The following is an 18,481-nucleotide window of genomic DNA, read 5'->3' as shown; positions in this document are numbered from 1 at the left end:
GCCCCAGTGGGGCGGCGGGAAGCGGTGGAACGCTGGGGGGCGGAAAGGTAGAAACGAAAAAGCCCTACCGCAAGGATAGGGCTTCTTCAGAGCGGTTGCCGCTTACTGCTGGGCGGGAACGATGCTCACGAAACGGCGCTGCTTTTCACCCTTGACGGAGAACTGCACCTTGCCGTCGACCAGGGCGAACAGGGTGTGGTCCTTGCCCACGCCCACGCCTTCGCCGGCGTGGAACTGGGTGCCACGCTGACGCACCAGGATGTTGCCAGCGAGAACCACTTGGCCGCCGTAGCGCTTTACGCCCAGTCGTTTAGCTTCTGAGTCGCGGCCGTTGCGGGAAGAACCGCCTGCCTTTTTGTGTGCCATGTTGGTAGCTCCTTAATTAAGCCGAGATCGCTTCGATCTTGAGCTCGGTGTAATTCTGGCGATGGCCCTGGTGCTTCTGGTAGTGCTTGCGGCGGCGCATCTTGAAAATCTTGACCTTGTCGTGGCGACCGTGGGAAACCACGGTGGCGGTGACCTTGGCCCCGGCAACCAGCGGGGCGCCGATCTTCACCGACTCGCCTTCGCCTACCATGAGGACCTGGTCGAGGGTGATCTGGGCGCCAACGTCTGCAGGTATCTGTTCTACTTTAAGTTTTTCGCCGGCGGACACGCGATACTGCTTGCCACCGGTTTTTACGACCGCGTACATGTTGGACTCCAAACAAAAATCCCGAATCGCCATGAAGAGCGCCGGGGGTCAGACAAAGAACCCGCGATTATACGTATTTTTCAAGCTGCGTCAAAGGCTTCCGCCGTTTTCCCGGCCGCGTGCTTGACGCTGGCGCGGCGGGCCGCCTACTATCCCGCGGTTTCGGCGTCTTTGCCCGCTCCTTCGAAGAACAATCGTGAATCTCGACCAGCTTTATGCGCTCATCGCGCCGGACATGAAGGCGGTGGACGCCGTCATTCGCCAGCAACTGCATTCCGACGTGGTGCTGGTGCGCCAGGTGGCCGAGTACATCGTCAATAGCGGCGGCAAGCGCCTGCGTCCGGCGCTGGTCCTCCTGTCCGCCGGCGCCCTGGGCTACCAGGGCACCCGCCACCACGAGCTGGCGGCGGTGGTCGAATTCATCCATACCGCCACCCTGCTGCACGACGACGTGGTGGACGAATCCTCCCTGCGCCGCGGCCGCGATACCGCCAACGCCCTGTTCGGCAACGCCGCCAGCGTGCTGGTGGGCGACTTCCTCTATTCCCGAGCCTTCCAGATGATGGTCACGGTGGGCAACATGCGGGTGATGGAGGTGCTATCCAGCGCCACCAACATCATCGCCGAGGGCGAGGTGTTGCAACTGATGAACTGCCACGACGCCGACGTGGACGAAGTGCGCTACCTGCAGGTCATCCACTACAAGACGGCCAAGCTGTTCGAGGCGGCGACCCAGCTCGGCGCCATCCTGGGCGGCGCGTCTCCCGAGATCGAGGCCGGCCTCGCCGCCTACGGCATGCACGTGGGTACCGCCTTTCAGCTGATCGACGACGTGCTCGACTATTCCGGCGAGGAAGCCGAGACCGGCAAGCACCTGGGCGACGACCTGGCCGAAGGCAAGCCGACCCTGCCGCTCATCTATGCCATGCAGCACGGCACCACCGAGCAGGCGGCGGCGGTGCGCCATGCCATCGAGGAAGGCGGCCGGGATGATTTTCCAGCCGTGCTCGCCGCCATCCGCGCCACCGGCGCCCTGGAGCACACCCGGGCTCAGGCCAAAGTGGAAGTGGCCAAGGCAGAAGCAGCAATTGCTGCGTTGCCCCCTTCCACTTACAAGGATTCGCTGTTAGAATTGTCGTCCTTCGCAGTTGCGCGGTCTTATTGAGTCAAAACCGCAAGATTTGCGGTGAGGCTCCTTCCCGAGTTTCACCCGCGCCGCTGTACGGGGAATAGCTCAGCCTGGTAGAGCACTGCGTTCGGGACGCAGGGGCCGGAGGTTCGAATCCTCTTTCCCCGACCAATTCGAGAAGAGAAAAGCCTTGAGAAATCAGGGCTTTTTTCTTTTGTGCCGTTAGCTCAGGGTCACTACGCTGTCCCCACTACTTGGGTTTCAGGGTGACGCTCGGGTGACAGCAGGGTGACACAATCACCCCCTGTTACCTTTTTCCAAGCTACCACGACACCGCCCACGTTCACAACACCCCGCATTCCCCCTGGTGCCTCACCAAGGCCCTGTAGTGGCCCTGTAGTGGCTGCCTGGGGATTCACAGTAGGGTTCCCCTTCCTTTGTCCCTGGCTGCTCCTGTAGGGCCTGGGAGCGTCCTTTATGGCCTCCCGTAGTCCAGGGGCAGGTCAGGAAGAAGGCCAAGGGGTAGGGGAGACTTGGGGCCATGACCATCCAGGGTCATCGCGAGGGGGCCAAGGGGGGAAATTGATCCCAGACCGCGATCAGGAAGCCTCTCCCAATTTTGTGGTGAAACCTGGGGCAATGATCTTCTGTAGGGCCACCACCTGGGCAGCAGCGAGTTCCAAGTGGTCCATGGTGGGGTTCTGCTGGATGCTCGGTTGTCCCATCACATAGGCCCCCGTCTTACGGATCGAAGGGAGCACTTCACGAGCCACCCAGTCCTGGAAGGCTTTGGCCTGGGGCTTGTCACTCCGCATCACCAGCTTGTAGAGGCCGGACTCGGAAACGATGCTCATACTCTGAATCCCACCAGGGGTGGCAATCCTGGTTTGCCCCCGTTCGTCCTCTCCAATGTTACGGCTCAGGTGGGCCTTCAGGTTCTGGTAGGTCCAGCCAAAGGCAATAGTGATGTCCTTAGTTACGAACCAGGGGTTCCCGTCGATTTCCACCACACGGATGGGCTGGGAGTTGAAGTTGAAGGTGATCACGTTGTTGGTCATGTTGGGCGTCTGGCGAAGTCCCCCAGGGTCACCTTCCGTACCGCCACGGTGGCATCGAAGACTGCCGCCTTGGGTTCAACCACCTCAAGACGGGCCTGGAGTTCCTTGGCTTGACCGATGATGGCCTCCAGGTACTTGAGGGGGTTCTTCAGGAGGTCAGCAGCAGCGTGGTCAGCCACGGCCACACCCTGGGTCACACCCCGGTCAAAGAAGCGGAGAACCTTGAGGTAGAACCCCTCGTTGATCCAGGTAGCGTAGGCATAGACCAGTTCCCTTACAGCGAAGGTGCCGCCATAGCGGCCAGCTTTCGAGCTAATTGCTGGAATCCCAGCAGTTGAACCAGCGAGGTCAGCCAGCTTTACGGTCTTGTCCAGCATCAGCCAGTTACCCGGTTTGTCCTTCTCCAGACCGCCAGCTGCCCGGTGCAGGTCATTGAGGCAGTAACGACCCTCGCTGTCCTGGCGAATGGTGATGTTGTCGATGGTGATGAGTTGGTTGGTCATGTTTTCCTCACTGAAAAGCGATGGTTGAAGAGGTGGGCACAAGAAAAATGCCCTATAGGCCAGCCTCGCTGGACTCCTATAGGACACCTTTAGTAGCCACCCACAATAGGTGCCGGATTACCCACAATGTCCCCACAATTTGGGGAACGGTGGGACACGACAACATGAGGAAACCAGGGGGCAGGATCGAGAGGTAATCGGGGGGCTGGCGGTCTGGCTGTTGAACACAGAAGAAGGCATCCCCCCAGGGCTGCTAACTACACGACAGCCATAGGACTCCCCCATCGGGAGGTGATGGGAGAGTGCCTATGGTTGTCCTGTAGTTGAGCAGGGGATGACCGTGGTCAATCATCATCCTTGGTGTTCAACAGAGAAGGATTTGCCCTGTCTTGCCATTGATGAAGATGACCAAGGTTAATTCTCCCCTGGACCTTCCCAAGGGCTTCCTCGTGTTTTCTATAGGTTGCCCTGGGGAAGGAACTCCCTGGGTGTTTCCTTTATATCTAAAGGCAAAATTGATTAACTAATTGAAATAAAAGGATAAGTTGTGGTCAAAAGTGAGCCGTTTGCTCACTTCCTAGCAGCATCAGGGAGAACATGCAGGATGCTTTGAAGGTGGCACCTCGGGCTTCTACCTTCCCCGCGTTGGGATTCCTCACCATGAAGTCCCTGTCCAGCACGTGGTCGTGGTCAAGAATCCCTGCTTTGGTAAGGGCATCGAAGTATCGGCGGATGTTCTTGGATGCCATCCCCGTAAGGCGTGAATACCATTTCACCAGGGTATCAACACCAACGAGGAACCCACACCGTTGATCCCTGAACCTGAGAAGGAACTGGGCAAATCTCTTGGGTTCGACTCTCAGGGTTTCAAGTTTCCTTTCCCGTCTCACCATCGCATCAGGGCGTATGCTGGTGACACCCCTGCTTCTTGCTTCCTCGGTGTTGAGAACTTCACCCGTAGCTAGGTCCAGATACTCGGTAACGTTGAGTTTGCTTCCTCGCCTTTCGCAAGAGAGCACCACCAAGTCCGTCAGCCGATCCTCCGTAGTTCCATCGCCATCATAGGACCGGCTATTGCTCACTCCTGGCCCTCCTTGGCGCTCACCTTGGGAGGCATCAACAGTGCAGCCTTGGGGGCAGCGGAGGGCTTCCCTGTCAGGCCGATGAACTGCTCATGTTCAGCCAGGAGTTGGGTAATCACTTGGCTGTTGTCCAACTTCTGACCAGTCCTGGCAGCAACAGCACGTTGATACCGCTTGAGGTAGTCGAAGGTGGGGATGGGCAGGATGAACAAGCGGGACACGTGCGGGGGAGGTAGTTCGATCATCATCATCAGTTCTTCAAGCAATAGGAGGCCACCACGGCATGACACAGGGCCAGCCATGGGAGACTCTCCGGGTTGTTAAGGGGGAATGCAGGAAGGGGCGGCGGGACTGCTCCGTGGTGCCGTCTCCATCCAATAGGTGCCGGTTTCCCGGGTGATGGTGTTCCCCACCAGGGGCAACAAAAAGGCCCCACTAAGGGGGCCTCCTGTGCTGGGGTGTTGGTTATGGGCTACTGCTCATTCCCAGGCCCTTCCTCAGTAGCTCACTACCAGACTCCACCCGGGGACGAAGAACTCCAGTTCTCCGGGGCCTTCCTTCAACAGGTGGAAGTTGGGGCCGGTGGTATCCAGGCGACGATCAAAGAAGAACTCGACACCGAACAGCTTGCAGTACATCAGGGTCTCCTAAAGTAGGTTAGTGGGAAAAATTACAGATAGTCAGAAGGGCAGGGGATCAGCCAAAGGCGGCCAACTTCTCGGCCAGTTCTCCGGCATCAATGGAGACATACCGTTGCAGCATGTTGGCCGTGGTATGGCCTGAGATGGCCCGTAGCTCCAAGACCGATAGGCCCTTCTTGGCGAGTCGGGTAAGGGCGTCGTGGCGCAGGTCATGGAAGGTGAAATCCTTGATCCCTGCCCGGGCCACAGTCCTCTCGTAGGCTTGCTTGAGGGCCTCGACGGTCACCGGGAATACCCGACCATCAAGGGAGCGCGGAAGGCTTCTCAGGAGGGCAACACAGGATGGAGACAAGGGGATGGCCCTAGCTCCGGTCTTGCCATCAACCTTGGCTGTCCCACGTTGAAGATCAACACAGTCCCAGGTCAATGAGAGGATTTCCCCCCTCCGGGCTGCCGTCTCCATGGCGAAGATGACTACAGGCTTGATCCAGGGATTACGGCAGGAGTCCAGGGCATCCAGCAGGGACGCCTTCTCAGCATTGGACAGCACCCGGTCCCTGGCCTTGTTGGGGGTGGGCTTACGGATCAGGCTGACGGGGTTGCTGTTGAGTCCATAGCCCCACTCTTGGATAGCTACGGTGAAGACATGGCTCAGTAGCTGTAGCTCCCGGGTGACGGTGCTACGGGAGACAGTGGTTAGGCGTTGGTCCCGCCATTGGGCCAGTAGTTGCCCGGTAATGGCTGCTACCGAGTATTGGGCCAGCTTGGACCGACAAAGGGCCTTCAACCGGATAGATTCAATCTCAGCCCCCCGCTTGGTGATGCTTATTTCTCGTGCGTACCTGTCGAGAAGGACGCCAAGGGTGGTTTGGTTGGCTTCTGTCTGATCTACCCAGGCTCCCGCATCAAGTAGGCGCTCTTGGTGTCGTGCCCACTTCTCCGCATCCTTTTTGAGTTCAAAGCTCTTGGACTGGGTGGGGTAGCCTTTGCGCTTTACGATTGCCTGCCAGCTACTTCCTCTCTGCCGAATAGTTGCCATGATCTACCGTCCTTGGGTGACAGTAGGGTGACAAGTAGGGTGCCCCGGCTAGTCTCCTCTGTTTCTAACGCCTTGATTTACCGCGCGAAACGGGGAGGTGTACAGCACGAATACACTGCGTTCGGGACGCAGGGGCCGGAGGTTCGAATCCTCTTTCCCCGACCAACAAACCTGAAAAAAGGCCTTGATAATCAAGGCCTTTTTTCTTTTGTTGCGTTGCATTGGAGCATAAGTTTTTGGTTGTGCTCCACTTGTGCTCCAATCGAATCCGATGAGGTTCGGCGCACGATCCGTTCAAATCTGTGCGTCAAAAACAACTTTTGACCTATACGGTGACTCTCAATAAAGGAGTTGCTGCAATGCCGTCCAGGTCTTCCATCGGAAGCAACATCCAGAACCGCTCTCCCTGGCGGGTTCAAGCACGGTCAAAACCCCATCTCGACAAGCAGTTCGCTTATAACCGGCAGCAAGATGCCGAGGCGTACCTTCGGTCGCTTGGCGACCAGGGGATCAAAGCAAAACTGATTCAGCTCGAAACCTCCTTCCAACTTCGGCTGCGTCGCCAAGGGGCCCGGGTGCAGTTCATCACCTTCGATACCCGAGAAGAGGCTGAGCAGGCCCGTCTCAAAATCGAATCGGAGCTGTCCGTCTCCATCATTCGCGATTACGCGAGTGCCGCCCAGACAACCCTGCGCGACATCATGGTCCGTTACCGGGATGAGGTGGTCCCTGGCCACAAGGGAGCCGATGTCGAAAGCAATCGCATCAACCGCATGTTGCGCAGCGAGTCCTTTGTGGACAAGAAGCTCGCTGCGCTCTGCACTGAGGACCTTCAGGATTTCATCACCGACCGCCTGACGGAGGTCGCGCCAGCAACCGTAGACCGCGACCTGGATGTCCTCTCCCAGGTGATCCGCTATTCGGCGGATGTGTGGAAGATTGCCGCGGTCGAGAGTCCCTTCATCGGCTTGCGGCGCCCCAAATATTTCAACGAACGGGACCTCCGGCTCACGCCTTCCGAAGAAAGCAGTCTGCTTGAAGCGGCGCAGGCCGACGAGAATCCTTATGTAGAACCGGCCATCATCCTGGCTCTCGAAACAGCGGCTCGGCGCGGCGAATTATTGTCCATCCGCAAGGACGATGTTTTTCTCGACGCCCGTTATGTCCTACTGCGGGAAACCAAGAATGGCCGTCCGCGCAAAGTGCCGCTGACCAGCCGGGCGTTGGGGGTTGTGGCCGCGTTGATGGCCGATTGTGTCTCCGATGACGAGCGGCTCCTCAAGATTTCCGCCAATGCCCTGAAGATTGCCTTCTTCCGTCGAGTTGTGCCGGCCAGTGGTATCAAGGACCTGCACTTCCATGACCTGCGTCACGAGGCAATCAGCCGTCTAGCCGAATCCGGGCAGTTTCAACTCATCGAGCTGCAAGCTATTTCTGGGCATCGAGATACCCGTATGCTGCTGCGTTACGCCCATCTTTGCTGTGGCAGCTTGGCCCAAAAGATGGATGGCATTGCTGCTGAACGGACCACGAAGGACTACGTTCACCGTGGTCGCCGTCGGCGTGTGGAGAAGGTTACAGCCATTCTCTCTGGGGCGGCCAAGGGAAGTGAACCTGAGCAGCCGTCTTCGCCGCGACCGGCCAAGGTTATCTCCTTGTTCGGTCGCTCGACCGTCAAGCACTGCGCCTAAGTAGGCATTTCCCCTGTTTTGGCATGGCTCGGCATCAAGGCTGAGCCATGCGCTTTTCTACAGGACCGAAGACAAATGAGATCGCCACCTTTTTTACCGAAAAACCAGAAATCGTCTATACGAGGTAACTGCCAGCCCCGGGAGCCACTACTACCCGCCGTGCAGGATCTGGCCGAATTGCTGGCCGACATTGCCTTCCGCCGGCTTAAGAGCGCCGAGCAGCAGCATCCCGAGCGGCCAGGAGAAGTTTCATGACTCTACCTACATTACTAAGTGCAATCCGCATAGCGTTCTATCTGCGCTACTCCTGCGACAAACAATCCCCGACCTCCTGTGAGGACCAACTTCGGCGTTGCCACGAGCTGGCCCGCCGCTATGGCCTGTCGACCGACCAAGTCCAGGTCTTTTCCGACGATGCTCTCTCCGCCACCGGCAAGGACGACGCCAAACGTACCGAGTATCAGCGGCTAATCGCGGCCTGGGAAGCCGGCCAGTTCGATGTACTTATCGTCGATGAATGGAGCCGCCTGACCCGCGAGGGCGTTGAACACGCCAAGATGGTCCAGCGCCTGGAGGACAACCGCCGCATCCGACTCATTACCGGCAACGGCCTGGATACCAACCTACCAAATTGGCAGCTGGTCGCCGCCCTTTTTGGCATGGTGGGCCAGCAATCGACCCGCGACACCCAGTACCGCGTTACACGCGGCATGGTCGGCCAACTGGAACGCGGCTATATGGTGGCCTCGGCGGTCTTCGGCTACAACCTCCAGCACGAGTACGACGGCACTGGGCGCCGCGTCGGCACGCACTGGGTGGTCAACGAGGCCCAGGCTGCTATCGTCCGCGAAATCTACGCGCGCCGGGAACAAGGGCAGTCGATGCACCAGATCGCCCGCTGGTTGAACGAAAACCAAGTGCCGACCAGCCGCAAGGCGCGTAAGAACAGCGGCGGCTACTGGCGCCCGTCCCGTGTGCGCGGCTTGTTGAGCAATGCCATCTATCGGGGAGAATTTCAATGGCACAACTCGGCGAACTACCAGGCCATGGCCAAGAAGAAAGGACTGGATGATGAGGTCACGGCCTACCCGCGCCCGCATCTGCGTCTGGTCAGCAACGAGACCTGGTATCGTTGCAACACTGGGGGTATCAGCCGATCCGGCTACGGTGGCGGCAAGCACGCCTTGTCGGGGTTGCTAACCTGCGGCTGCTGCGGCAGTACCCTGGTGCTGAGCACCCAGAAGCGGTGCCGTTCTCTTTACTGTGCCCAATGCACCGTAGCGAAGGCCAGCTTCGATGAAGGGGAGCGGCAGACGGTGACAGTGGCGACGGTCGGGGTTGAGCGCCTGCTGAAGGAAGCGCTGAGCTATTTTCTGACCACGGAATTCATCGAGGCCTTTCGGGCCTCGTTACGGCAAAAGCTCGAGGGCAACCCGCAGCCGGAATTGGAGGCGCTACGCAAGCGATTGCGGCAGTTGGAGACCCAGCAGGAACGCTACTCGCGGCTACTGGCAGGCGACACCGAGGATGAGGTGCTGGAGAAGCGTTATCTGGAGTGCCGACAGCAAGTGAGGGAGGCCAAGGCACGACTCCAGCGGCTCGAAGCGGGGATAGTCAAGCTGGACGCCCAGGCCGTCGAGGCGCAGCTTCGGGTCGACCCGCGAGGGACCATTGAAGGGTTCTTCGACAGCGAGCTACCGCCGGAGCGCCTACGTGCCGTCCTGGCCCGCCTGTTCCCCAGCATCGTCTTCCTGGGCAAGCGGGGACGTTACAACTCGTTCTTCAGCGTCGAGTTCGCCGCCGGGTCTGCGATGTCCCTGGTCAGCGAGACGGAGACGGTGGACACGAAAACGGTCACCCTCCATTTCCGCCTGCGCTATACCCCGGACAATTGGATGGAGGCGAGCCAGCGGTGGTCGGTGGCGATGGTGACGGCAGAGGAACTTGCCGGCACCGTCGACAGCCCGGCCTACCGGCCCTTGTCGGTTTCCCGGCAACTGATGGCCATGGCCTGCGCCGCTTGAGCACTGCTTTGTCCGACCCCACACCTGGCGCCATTAATTTCCATGACAAAGCGATGCTATTGTACCGGCCTTTCCGTAAGTGGCCGGATGGCTTCTCCCGCACTGGATGGGGGCCGTGACAAACAGGCTGCTTCAGTAACCGGCAGGGGAAGCCCCTGCGAAGGATGGATAATTCTGAGATGAAATCCATGAAAAACTTGCCTCATTACTGTACACACGCCGCAGAATTTTTCCTGGCATCAACCGGCAGTGATCGGCTACCTCTCCCTATCCGTTCGTTGTACGGATGGCTAACCGGGATGCTGGTTGATGCCGTGAAATTCGTGCTTCCCGACAACGGCATGCTTTTCGAGGATCAGGACTACGATCCCCGGATGTTCGACCTCCAGCGGCTGCCCTACCCGATTTGTGCTTTCGAGTTCATGGCAGATGATTCCTCCCATGTGCCGGCGGAAGGCACGATCCTTTCCAAGCGCCGCATCGCACTGGCCTTCGATCCGCATGCCCTGTCGCTCGACCGCAAGTTGCTGTTGAACTACCTTTGTGGCGAGGATGACGTCGTCTCCACCTTGCCAGCCCGCTGCATTGCCATTCAGGCGGTTTTTGATTCTCCTGAAATGAATACCTGGAATACGTCTCTGGGACTGGCCTTCACCAACCTCGATGGCCCGCCTCCCAGTGCTGATCGTGACGCCATCATGAATGGGATGGGCGATAGAGAGCGCAGAATTATGGAAGAGGTATCCCAGACCACATTAAAAGATCGGGAGAAGACCAAACATGCCATGTTGCGTGGCGCGCTGAGCTTCTCGACTCTCTTTGAGTTGCTGGAAATCGACCATGATGCCGGCGTGAAGAGCTTGCAGTTGGATACCAATGACGAGACTCTGGTGGTTTATGAAGCCCTGGCAGTGCTCAATTGCCGAAATGTCTCGGTGGCCAGCGAGTCAGCACCCCGTCTTCTCAATGAAAAGCGGCGCAAGAAGGGCAAAATTCCCTTCTTCGAATACAAGGTCCTTGAAGTAGGGCCAACCACCGGCACAGTTGGAAGTGAAGGCGGTGCCGGCACCCATGCCAGTCCGCGGATGCATCTTCGGCGCGGTCATCTGCGGCACCTGCATGAGCGGCACGGCGGTGGGGTAATCTGGATCAACAGCACTATTGTCAATCCTGAAAGTAAACAGGGAATGGTACAGAAAGCCTACAGGATAGTTCCATAGGTATAACGCCAAGTGGGCGGGGCGTCCTGCAATTGACCGGAACCATTCGTTGAAACAGTGGTGAATCTCAACGACGCCGTATTTGCCTTGCCAGGGGGCTTTTCGCAAGAACGATGCGAGTAGAGGTGACAGGGAGGCACGAGTGAACCATTCGAAGCGGCAAAAAAACATGCTTGACGCGGCAGCAGCGCTCAGAGATCTTCTTGAGCCAGGGCTGCTGGGGAACTACACCTGGTTTGAGGCGGTTGCACTTTTCGAGTGAGCTGAGCTTGGGGAAGTGCCGAGATTTGATGGTCAAATGGATAGCTATTCCGAGGCTAAGCAAGCCGATTGGCGCCGGAACGCTAACGCTAAAAGCTAATGTTGTTTTGTACTGTTTTGTTCCCAGAAGAGTACGAAATAGAGATCAGATTTTTTCTCCGCAGTTCCGAGCCTGTGTCCGATTCAGCAGTTGCCTGGCAGTGTTCAGTTACTTCAATATACGGATGTATTGGTGGATGGCCCGTATGAAGCGAATTTGCCGGAGCATAGTCGTCGTTGGGCGGGTTCTACGAATCAACAATTCCATTATCTGACAGCGCGTTACGACGATCGAATTGAAATTGATGGTGAAGTTGAACGTGTGCTTGAAGTTCGTCTGAGAACTGATGGCTCGATGTTTATAAATGGATGGCCAGAAAAAGTATTGCGCTGAATGATTTGGCGCTGACAGACGGTAGGGCACCTCGAAAAACCTCATTTCTAGAAAACGACATCAATACAAATCAAAAGGTTACGTGGTCGATTTTTGTCAAAGCAGGGGTTTTTCGAGGTGCCCGGTATTGGTTTGCATAGATTTCATCCGTCATCGCAGCCATTGAAAATTGTTTACAACAAAAACCTATGCATTGGCGCAAGGTTGGATTGAGGTTTTTAATGCATCTTCAGGGGCACCTCCTATACATCGACATTACACAAATATGTGGCATCGGCTGTGCCTTCTGTATGTACGCCGACAAGCACAAAGTGGGCATTAGCATGGAGCTATCAACGTTGGCGCGGGAAAACCTTGCCAGGTTGATCAATGCTTCGGAGGTCAAGCGCATCTCCATCAGTGGTGAAGGCGAGCCACTCAACAACGCCAAAGTGTTCCACGAGATTCTCGGGTTGTCCAAAGGTGGCAAGTGCTTCGAATTCATCACCAGTGGGTTCTACCCACATGACAAGATGGAGGAGTTCTACGACACGACAAACCGGATTGTCTTGGCCAATGGCGACACCTGCAACATCCGCCTCAGTGCAGACAGCCATCATATCGAGAAGGTCAAATGGCGAGCCCATGGTTTCAGCTTGGACTTCCTGCGGCGTCGGCGACCGTCTGGGCTGAGTTTCTCGTTCCGCTCAATCGATACCGATCGCAATTTTACTCGCGAGTACCTAAAGTCCGAACTGGCCTGCTGGGGGCTTGAGGCAGCCATTGAGCCACGCAGTGTGCTGGAAGACGTACTGGTCGCAGGCGGTGAGTGCTTCGGCATCGACTACAAGAACCTCGTACACCCAGCTCCAGGAACCGCCCCCGGCTATCTGGATATGTTGGGCTACATCGAGGCGATCGAGTCAAAGGTTAACAAGCCCTTCACCTTCGGCAGCCTGAACAAACCACCACAGGCCAACGGCTTGGATGTAACGGTGAAGCCTAGCGGTGACATATACCTGTATGGCATCGAGAATCAGCGCTTGGGAAACATTCACTTTGACCAGATCGACTGGCAACGGCTGGTCGATTACGTGCGGGAAACACCGTTAACCCGAGCACTTTATACGCACCCCTTTACCGAGTTGCTGGGGCGGCTTGATAACACCGACCTGCTTCGTTCGATCATCGCCAAGGCAAATAACCCCTACTGGCTGATGAAGGAACTGGCAGGTCATGCTGGGTTGCTTGAACAGTGGGACGCTGCATGATCGACTCACACAGCCACACCTCTTATTCGAAGCATGCGATCGGTACTGTCGACGAGTTAGTTCGCGCCTCGGTCGCCGCAGGCGTGACTGTCCTAACCATCACCGACCACGCGCCGTTCCCCGTGGACACGGACAATCGTCTACTTGCGTCCGAGCTTGATCGATATTTCGCCGACATCGAGCGGGCGCGGGAGATTTATCAGGGGCAGATCACCATCCTGTGTGGCCTGGAGCTCGACTACATGCCAGGCACTGACGCCTTCAATCGCGAGCTGCTTGCTCGTTACCCAATGGACTTTGTAATCGGCTCGATTCATTACGTGGAAGTTCCAGATGAAGCGATGGTGAAGGTCTGGGAGCTGCCACGCCTTGCCGGGCAGGTGTTTCTAGATCGCTACTTCGCCAATCTCGAAGGTCTGTTAGACAGTGGGTTGTTCGATGCTGTAGGGCACGCTGACACCTTGCTGCGTGGCGTGCCGGAAGACATCTTCCTGCGCCGTTTCGAACCTTTACTGGCACCGCTCGCCAGAAGCGGTATCGCATTCGAACTCAATGCCTCAGGTCTTCGAAAGTCGAGCCTGGATCCTGCAACGGGCAGGGAGGTCCAAGGCTTTTGGTCTTATCCGTCTCGGGAATTGGTGGCACAACTCATCTCGCACGAAGTGCCCTTCACGATTGGGTCTGATGCCCATGACCCGAGTGATGCCGGTGCGGGCATTGCCGAACTACTTGAGGCCCTGAGGCCTTTGGGGCTGAAGAGCATTAGTTACTACGAGAGGCGCCGACGAATCGATGTCGCCCTCGACAGCCTGGCGTTACCGGGCACACCTGCAACTTTGACAGCAGGACTTGAACGGCCTTGAACATGATTTACCCCGGAAATTCTCCGCTATGGTTCGAGGTACTTAAGAGCCCGGTTGATGTCCAGTTGGCGATGTTTCGGCAGGCTTCCGCTCAGCCCCGTGCGAATGATGTGAAAACTGGATTCCGCACGTTCGCGGCCGAGCTGTTTGCACGTGACCTGATCAGCATGACCGAGTATGTTTCGATTTTTGGGGGTACTGCCCTGTACTGCCTTACACCTGCCGAGTCGGGGTTGTTCCGCGACATGGCCACGGGCAGCGATGCCACAGCACTGGCTGGGATCTACAGCCGTGCAAAATACGGCGGTGTGCATGACATCCGGTATTTCGCAAGACAACTGATCGACTACCTCTGTGGCGAGCTGGATAGGCCAGACTCGCAATGGTCACACCTGTTCCAAAACGCCAAGGCCTGTGGTGACAACGTGGTGATGATGACCACTGGTTGGCGCAACGTGCCGTCCACGGCGAACGTGCTCTATGAGTTCGTGGTCGAGGAGGTCAACGTCAAACTGGCGCATATGGCGTTGCCGACCATCATCAACGTCAAGCTACCCAGGATTGCGCCGCCCTGCGAGGACTACGCCAGCCTCAGCACCGACGAGCGCGAGCATGTCAATCTGGTCCAGGATCATGTCATTCCGGCTGAGAATTTCTACCGATGGGGCGGTGTGCATGTGATTTTCGGCGACGATGTGCTGGTCACCGGATCTACCGCCGACAAAGTGCTTTATGAATCCATGCGTAGCGGTGCCAAGTCGTTCCACGCGATTTACCCGGTGGCGATTGATCCCCGTGTGGCGCTCGGCGATGCCTCAGTCGAGGACCGACTGAATAGCGTGGTGGTCGAGCAGCGGCTGGATGATACCGTTGCGGAGCTGTTGTCTGCGAGGGACTATCAACCAATCCTGCGCACCCTGCGCCTGTTGTTCGGGGAAGAAAACCGAGAGTCGCTCGCAGCATTCCTGCTGAAGGTGCCTGCGCCGACTTGGCTGCGTCTGTACAAGTCCGCCTTGGGTAACGAGTTTCTAAGTCAGCCGCAATGTGCTCCTTCCTTGGTGTTGCTGAGGGAGTACCTGACAAATGCCGGGTTGTTAAGTACCAATGGTATGGCGATTCACCCGTGAACAGCTGCCTTGAGGCTTGTTGGCCAAATTGTGCCTGCACATAGAGGCTGATCGTGGCTATTGGTTGGGAGAGAGCGAGCGGCTGATGGGCACCGTTTGTTAATGTGTGGGTGTCAGTGTTACTGCGCTTGCGCGCAGATGAATTTGGCACTCACTGATCTCACTCAGGTTTAACTGCTGAGTTATCACCTCATGTACGGTCGGGGTGCCACGGTGAGGGGATGCGTGGGCAATGTACAACCATGCGGGCACGCGCGTCGGTAGTGGGCCGAACTCGAGCTCAATACGTACCAGGTCGAATACTTCAGTCGTTCGTCCGCTCGGAGTCCAAGCGAGCGGAGCAGTACGATGATCGGGCTGCGTCACTTCGAGAGGACATTCGAGCTCCATATTTATGGTCCCAGGGTAACAGCCTACGACCTCGGGAAAGCCTTGGCTGATCAGTGGCAACTGGCGAGCGAGAGTTCCCTGCGCCACGCCTAGGCCGGGTACTAGCCGTGCTTTGAGCGAATGGATTCGCTCAGTTTCGGGCGTAATGGCTAACAACTCGTGAAGATTGTCCAACAGAGCCTCAGTCGAGAACGCATTCATATCCTTCTTGCCGGTGCGCCGAATTTGACCAGCGTCTTGCCGACTATAGACGATCCGAGCCAAAGGCGGTGTCTAGTTCCGTATGATCATATTTATCACCGCATCCTGAAAATTGCAACGGCACGCGAGATTTTGTTATAGGTAATCTTCTGGCAAACCTCAAGGCCAAGAAATCATGATCGTTCGACTGCACAAACAAGCCGCATTATTCAATGAACGCGAAATTAATCGTCCGGGACTGGGCAACTACCCGCCGGCGTCCACTTATCGGCCAGGAAAGAACTGTCCTAACAACCGGAGCCAGCTCTAAATGAAGACTCTATTGCCTGTGCTTAGTGAACTCCTGGTACGGCTTTTTGATTGGTCATTTGTATTCATCAAGCGGCTTACGAAAAAAAATAGCAACGTCAGGCATATTGTTTTCGTTAACTGGAATGGGAAGTACGGTGACGCTATCGCTTCGGCTCCCATCATCGAATTCCTAACCTCTCACTGCGGTGTAAGAGTTAGTGTAATTACCAACGAACCACTGCGTGCGCTCTATTGCTCGGTGATACAAGTAGATTCAGTTCACGTAATTGAGAAAAATTTTGGATGGCTTGATCTAGTTAAGGTCGCATTCAATGTAAAAAGGTGTGATGCAGTTGTCCCACTCTTTGGCAAGCTTGGGGTTAAGGATGCTCTGTGTGTTTTCCTCTTGAACCCTCGAGTCGTTTTTAGCACAGATAGCGCCTTAAAGATGTCAAGTAAGGTATTCATAGATAAGTCGAAAAACAATGATATCTACGGAATTTACCAGTCGATTGTCGATATGGCAATTAGTGGGAACAACACTTTGGTTGGAGCTTCATTTTGTGTAGAGAAAGACTATTTTTCCAAAAGCTATGATTTTCTGATCAACCCTTACGGGAGTCGGGAAGACAAGTCAATTTCTATCGACAAAACTAAGTCTCTTATAAGGCATCTAGCTACGTCTCATCGTGATAGTAGCTTTGGAGTTATGCACTCTCCTAATTCTGTAATATCAGCCTCGCGGTTGGTTGATGACTTGAGTTTGTCTAATGTTGAGTTGGTAAAAGGAATAACAGATTTTGAAAGCGTTATTCCGATAATTCGCAAATCAGGACTATTGATCTCAGTAGATACATCTCTTGTCCATGTTTCTAAGGTATTAAAGAAAGGTGTTGTTGCCATCTACCCTGAGACTAAGTATTTTAATATTTGGCAACCGAAAACAGATAGAAACCTTGAAGTTATTCAAAGTAAGGGCATGGTTGACTTTGGAAGCATTAAGGATATGAATCAATTCGAAAACGTAGATATCGATTATGCGTTAAACCGAATTAAGAACAGTGATAGGCTGGAAAATAAAAAAGTCGTTTTCTTATACTGGCACTCTTCTAAAGAGGACATGCCTATCGGTCATGCGTTAAATATAAAAAATTTAGAGTCCAGGTTAAGTGGCAGTGATTGGATTGTTATCGTTACCACATTAGACAAGCGCGCGCCTGATTACATTGAAAACTACATATCCCTCCCGCCATACTTCCATCAACTGATAGAGAAGACTGGCGACCCTAGTGTTCAGCATGGAAATCATAGTGACATTATTAGGCTTAGGCTTTTAGAAAGATATGGTGGTGTTTATCTAGATACGAGCACTATTTTTCTCAGGCATGACTTTGAAGAAGTGTCCTTGTACAAGAATTTTATTTATTCAACAGGCGCCTCGTTGGCTGGCTATACAAACGTAACATTTACCCGTAGGGACGAGAAAGGGCGCAATTACTTTGAAGAAGCAAAAGATGGTATTGAATTAGGCGTTTTGTACGCAAAACAAAATTCCAATATTCTGCAGATTTTTAATTGTGAAATCGATAAATACTGGAAGTGGAAAACATCCGATAAAGACTATATGGATTATCCGCCATTTAGAGACTACGGCTTAGGTCAAATAAGTTTCTTGAATGAGTATCACATCCATTACTCAATCTACCATCTTATCATTACTAGGCAACCAGAATTGCTTGGAGAGGTTGTAGTGCAGAGTATGCATAGAAGTGGTAAGGAAACAGCCCTTACGCATGGCCCTTATGCCATCTCCGATATATTCTGTCGTGGAAAAACTTCTTATGAGCCGGCTTCACCTAAAAAGATGTTGCAATGTTTTATTGAGGGGGATATGGATACGTGGGATGGTATATCAACCTCACTAGATGAGCGTATTGATATCTGTCAAGAAATAGAGTTTTTGGTAATTCCGGGATATTTGAGAAAGGAGTTGGAGCGAGAGTTTACTTGTCTAGGCGACTATTTAAACAAGAAAAGTCTCTACCACGAATTCTATGGTTTTTTACCTGCTGAGGCCTAGCTAAATTACTTGGAAAAAACTGCCATATGCAATACTGAGGTAGTCTGAAAAAAGTTGAACCAACCAAGTTCGCCGACCTACTCAACGTGGGCGACCCAACAAAGAAGGCCGATCTGGAAAACCGCAACGTACTGTTTGGGCTGCTGCCGGTTTCGCTGACACCTTGTTAAGGTGGAAGATGAAACGGGAGGTGGCAGATGGTCACGAGAAGGAAGTTCAGCCGCGAGTTCAAGCTTGAGGCGGTGAAACTGGTCACGCAGCGTGGGGTATCGGTCCCCCAGGCGGCCACAGATTTGGACATTCACGAGAACGTTCTGCGTAAATGGGTCCGCGAACTGCGGGAAGAACCGCAAGAGGCGTTTCCCGGCAATGGCAAGCAAAAGGCACAGGACGCTGAGATAGCGCGGCTGCGCAAGGAGGTGGCCAAACTCAAGATGGAGCGCGACATCTTGAAAAAAGCCGCGGCCTACTTCGCGAAGGAGTCGATGTGAAGTTCGGCTTCGT

General features: G+C 55.1%; 17 protein-coding genes, 2 tRNA genes and 1 pseudogene. 12 read left to right on the top strand and 8 right to left on the bottom strand.

Features of this window, described 5'->3' with window-relative positions; translation table 11 throughout:
• Positions 1-102: 102 nt before the first annotated feature.
• Complete coding sequence (gene rpmA, locus LWW89_RS11310) at positions 103-366, bottom strand: 50S ribosomal protein L27 (RefSeq protein ID WP_293264197.1); 264 nt, start codon at positions 364-366, stop codon at positions 103-105.
• Positions 367-382: 16 nt separating this feature from the next.
• A complete protein-coding gene (gene rplU / locus LWW89_RS11305) occupies positions 383-694 on the bottom strand; it encodes a 50S ribosomal protein L21 (protein ID WP_054621233.1) in 312 nt (103 codons plus the stop codon).
• Between the two features lie 196 nt (positions 695-890).
• On the opposite strand from rplU, the gene ispB reads away from it, so the two are divergent.
• Positions 891-1,859: an octaprenyl diphosphate synthase gene (gene ispB / locus LWW89_RS11300; protein WP_293264192.1), complete on the top strand. Its 969-nt coding sequence runs from the start codon at positions 891-893 to the stop codon at positions 1,857-1,859.
• Positions 1,860-1,917: 58 nt separating this feature from the next.
• Positions 1,918-1,994 (top strand) — tRNA-Pro (locus LWW89_RS11295).
• 428 nt (positions 1,995-2,422) lie between these two features.
• Here LWW89_RS11295 and LWW89_RS11290 read toward each other — a convergent pair.
• The 6 genes from LWW89_RS11290 to LWW89_RS11265 form a co-directional block, all read right to left on the bottom strand.
• Positions 2,423-2,881 carry a BRO family protein gene (locus LWW89_RS11290; RefSeq protein WP_293264190.1) on the bottom strand — a complete coding sequence of 153 codons (459 nt, stop codon included), beginning with the start codon at positions 2,879-2,881 and terminating at the stop codon, positions 2,423-2,425.
• The gene (locus LWW89_RS11285; protein ID WP_293264188.1) at positions 2,878-3,384 is read right to left on the bottom strand and encodes a KilA-N domain-containing protein; all 507 of its coding nucleotides are present in this window, start codon (positions 3,382-3,384) and stop codon (positions 2,878-2,880) included. The genes LWW89_RS11290 and LWW89_RS11285 overlap by 4 nt, the downstream gene beginning before the upstream one ends.
• Positions 3,385-3,935: 551 nt before the next feature.
• Positions 3,936-4,466: a hypothetical protein gene (locus LWW89_RS11280; protein WP_293264186.1), complete on the bottom strand. Its 531-nt coding sequence runs from the start codon at positions 4,464-4,466 to the stop codon at positions 3,936-3,938.
• A complete protein-coding gene (locus tag LWW89_RS11275) occupies positions 4,463-4,717 on the bottom strand; it encodes a hypothetical protein (RefSeq protein ID WP_293264184.1) in 255 nt (84 codons plus the stop codon). Before LWW89_RS11275 ends, LWW89_RS11280 begins: the two co-directional genes overlap by 4 nt.
• Before the next feature lie 246 nt (positions 4,718-4,963).
• Complete coding sequence (locus LWW89_RS11270; RefSeq protein WP_293264182.1) at positions 4,964-5,104, bottom strand: hypothetical protein; 141 nt, start codon at positions 5,102-5,104, stop codon at positions 4,964-4,966.
• 58 nt (positions 5,105-5,162) lie between these two features.
• Positions 5,163-6,146, bottom strand: a complete 984-nt coding sequence (locus tag LWW89_RS11265; protein WP_293264180.1) for a site-specific integrase — start codon at positions 6,144-6,146, stop codon at positions 5,163-5,165.
• A gap of 90 nt (positions 6,147-6,236) precedes the next feature.
• On the opposite strand from LWW89_RS11265, the gene LWW89_RS11260 reads away from it, so the two are divergent.
• The 10 genes and pseudogenes from LWW89_RS11260 to LWW89_RS11215 all read left to right on the top strand — a co-directional run.
• A tRNA-Pro gene (locus tag LWW89_RS11260) sits at positions 6,237-6,311 on the top strand.
• Between the two features lie 137 nt (positions 6,312-6,448).
• Entirely contained in the window at positions 6,449-7,837 is a 1,389-nt protein-coding gene (locus LWW89_RS11255; RefSeq protein ID WP_293264178.1) for a tyrosine-type recombinase/integrase, read from the top strand.
• Positions 7,838-8,088: 251 nt separating this feature from the next.
• On the top strand, positions 8,089-9,861 hold the full coding sequence (locus LWW89_RS11250; RefSeq protein WP_293264176.1) for a recombinase family protein: 1,773 nt from the start codon (positions 8,089-8,091) through the stop codon (positions 9,859-9,861).
• A 179-nt stretch (positions 9,862-10,040) separates the two neighbouring features.
• Positions 10,041-11,081 (top strand): hypothetical protein, encoded by a 1,041-nt coding sequence (locus LWW89_RS11245; RefSeq protein WP_293264174.1) that lies wholly within the window; start codon positions 10,041-10,043, stop codon positions 11,079-11,081.
• Positions 11,082-11,532: 451 nt separating this feature from the next.
• Complete coding sequence (locus LWW89_RS11240; protein WP_293264172.1) at positions 11,533-11,775, top strand: 4Fe-4S cluster-binding domain-containing protein; 243 nt, start codon at positions 11,533-11,535, stop codon at positions 11,773-11,775.
• Between the two features lie 290 nt (positions 11,776-12,065).
• A complete protein-coding gene (locus tag LWW89_RS11235) occupies positions 12,066-13,025 on the top strand; it encodes a hypothetical protein (protein WP_293264170.1) in 960 nt (319 codons plus the stop codon).
• Positions 13,022-13,888 (top strand): histidinol-phosphatase, encoded by an 867-nt coding sequence (locus tag LWW89_RS11230; protein WP_293264168.1) that lies wholly within the window; start codon positions 13,022-13,024, stop codon positions 13,886-13,888. Before LWW89_RS11235 ends, LWW89_RS11230 begins: the two co-directional genes overlap by 4 nt.
• Complete coding sequence (locus tag LWW89_RS11225) at positions 13,885-15,015, top strand: hypothetical protein (protein WP_293264166.1); 1,131 nt, start codon at positions 13,885-13,887, stop codon at positions 15,013-15,015. The genes LWW89_RS11230 and LWW89_RS11225 overlap by 4 nt, the downstream gene beginning before the upstream one ends.
• Before the next feature lie 901 nt (positions 15,016-15,916).
• The gene (locus LWW89_RS11220; RefSeq protein ID WP_293264164.1) at positions 15,917-17,977 is read left to right on the top strand and encodes a capsular polysaccharide synthesis protein; all 2,061 of its coding nucleotides are present in this window, start codon (positions 15,917-15,919) and stop codon (positions 17,975-17,977) included.
• A 197-nt stretch (positions 17,978-18,174) separates the two neighbouring features.
• Positions 18,175-18,481: pseudogene (locus LWW89_RS11215) on the top strand (transposase); the annotation flags it as partial.

Source organism: Oryzomicrobium sp., from assembly GCF_021287045.1.
In the GTDB taxonomy this organism is placed as follows: domain Bacteria; phylum Pseudomonadota; class Gammaproteobacteria; order Burkholderiales; family Rhodocyclaceae; genus Oryzomicrobium.
Note: the sequence above shows the minus strand (reverse complement) of the source record. Positions and strands in the feature narration are given on the sequence as shown.

Bases quoted from the DNA above. Each gene is read 5' to 3' on its own strand.
- rpmA (WP_293264197.1), bottom strand. From the start codon at position 366: ATGGCACACAAAAAGGCAGGCGGTTCTTCCCGCAACGGCCGCGACTCA.
- rplU (WP_054621233.1), bottom strand. From the start codon at position 694: ATGTACGCGGTCGTAAAAACCGGTGGCAAGCAGTATCGCGTGTCCGCC.
- LWW89_RS11290 (WP_293264190.1), bottom strand. From the start codon at position 2,881: ATGACCAACAACGTGATCACCTTCAACTTCAACTCCCAGCCCATCCGT.
- LWW89_RS11285 (WP_293264188.1), bottom strand. From the start codon at position 3,384: ATGACCAACCAACTCATCACCATCGACAACATCACCATTCGCCAGGAC.
- LWW89_RS11275 (WP_293264184.1), bottom strand. From the start codon at position 4,717: ATGATGATGATCGAACTACCTCCCCCGCACGTGTCCCGCTTGTTCATC.
- LWW89_RS11270 (WP_293264182.1), bottom strand. From the start codon at position 5,104: ATGTACTGCAAGCTGTTCGGTGTCGAGTTCTTCTTTGATCGTCGCCTG.
- LWW89_RS11265 (WP_293264180.1), bottom strand. From the start codon at position 6,146: ATGGCAACTATTCGGCAGAGAGGAAGTAGCTGGCAGGCAATCGTAAAG.
- LWW89_RS11250 (WP_293264176.1), top strand. From the start codon at position 8,089: ATGACTCTACCTACATTACTAAGTGCAATCCGCATAGCGTTCTATCTG.
- LWW89_RS11245 (WP_293264174.1), top strand. From the start codon at position 10,041: ATGAAATCCATGAAAAACTTGCCTCATTACTGTACACACGCCGCAGAA.
- LWW89_RS11235 (WP_293264170.1), top strand. From the start codon at position 12,066: ATGTACGCCGACAAGCACAAAGTGGGCATTAGCATGGAGCTATCAACG.
- LWW89_RS11230 (WP_293264168.1), top strand. From the start codon at position 13,022: ATGATCGACTCACACAGCCACACCTCTTATTCGAAGCATGCGATCGGT.
- LWW89_RS11220 (WP_293264164.1), top strand. From the start codon at position 15,917: ATGAAGACTCTATTGCCTGTGCTTAGTGAACTCCTGGTACGGCTTTTT.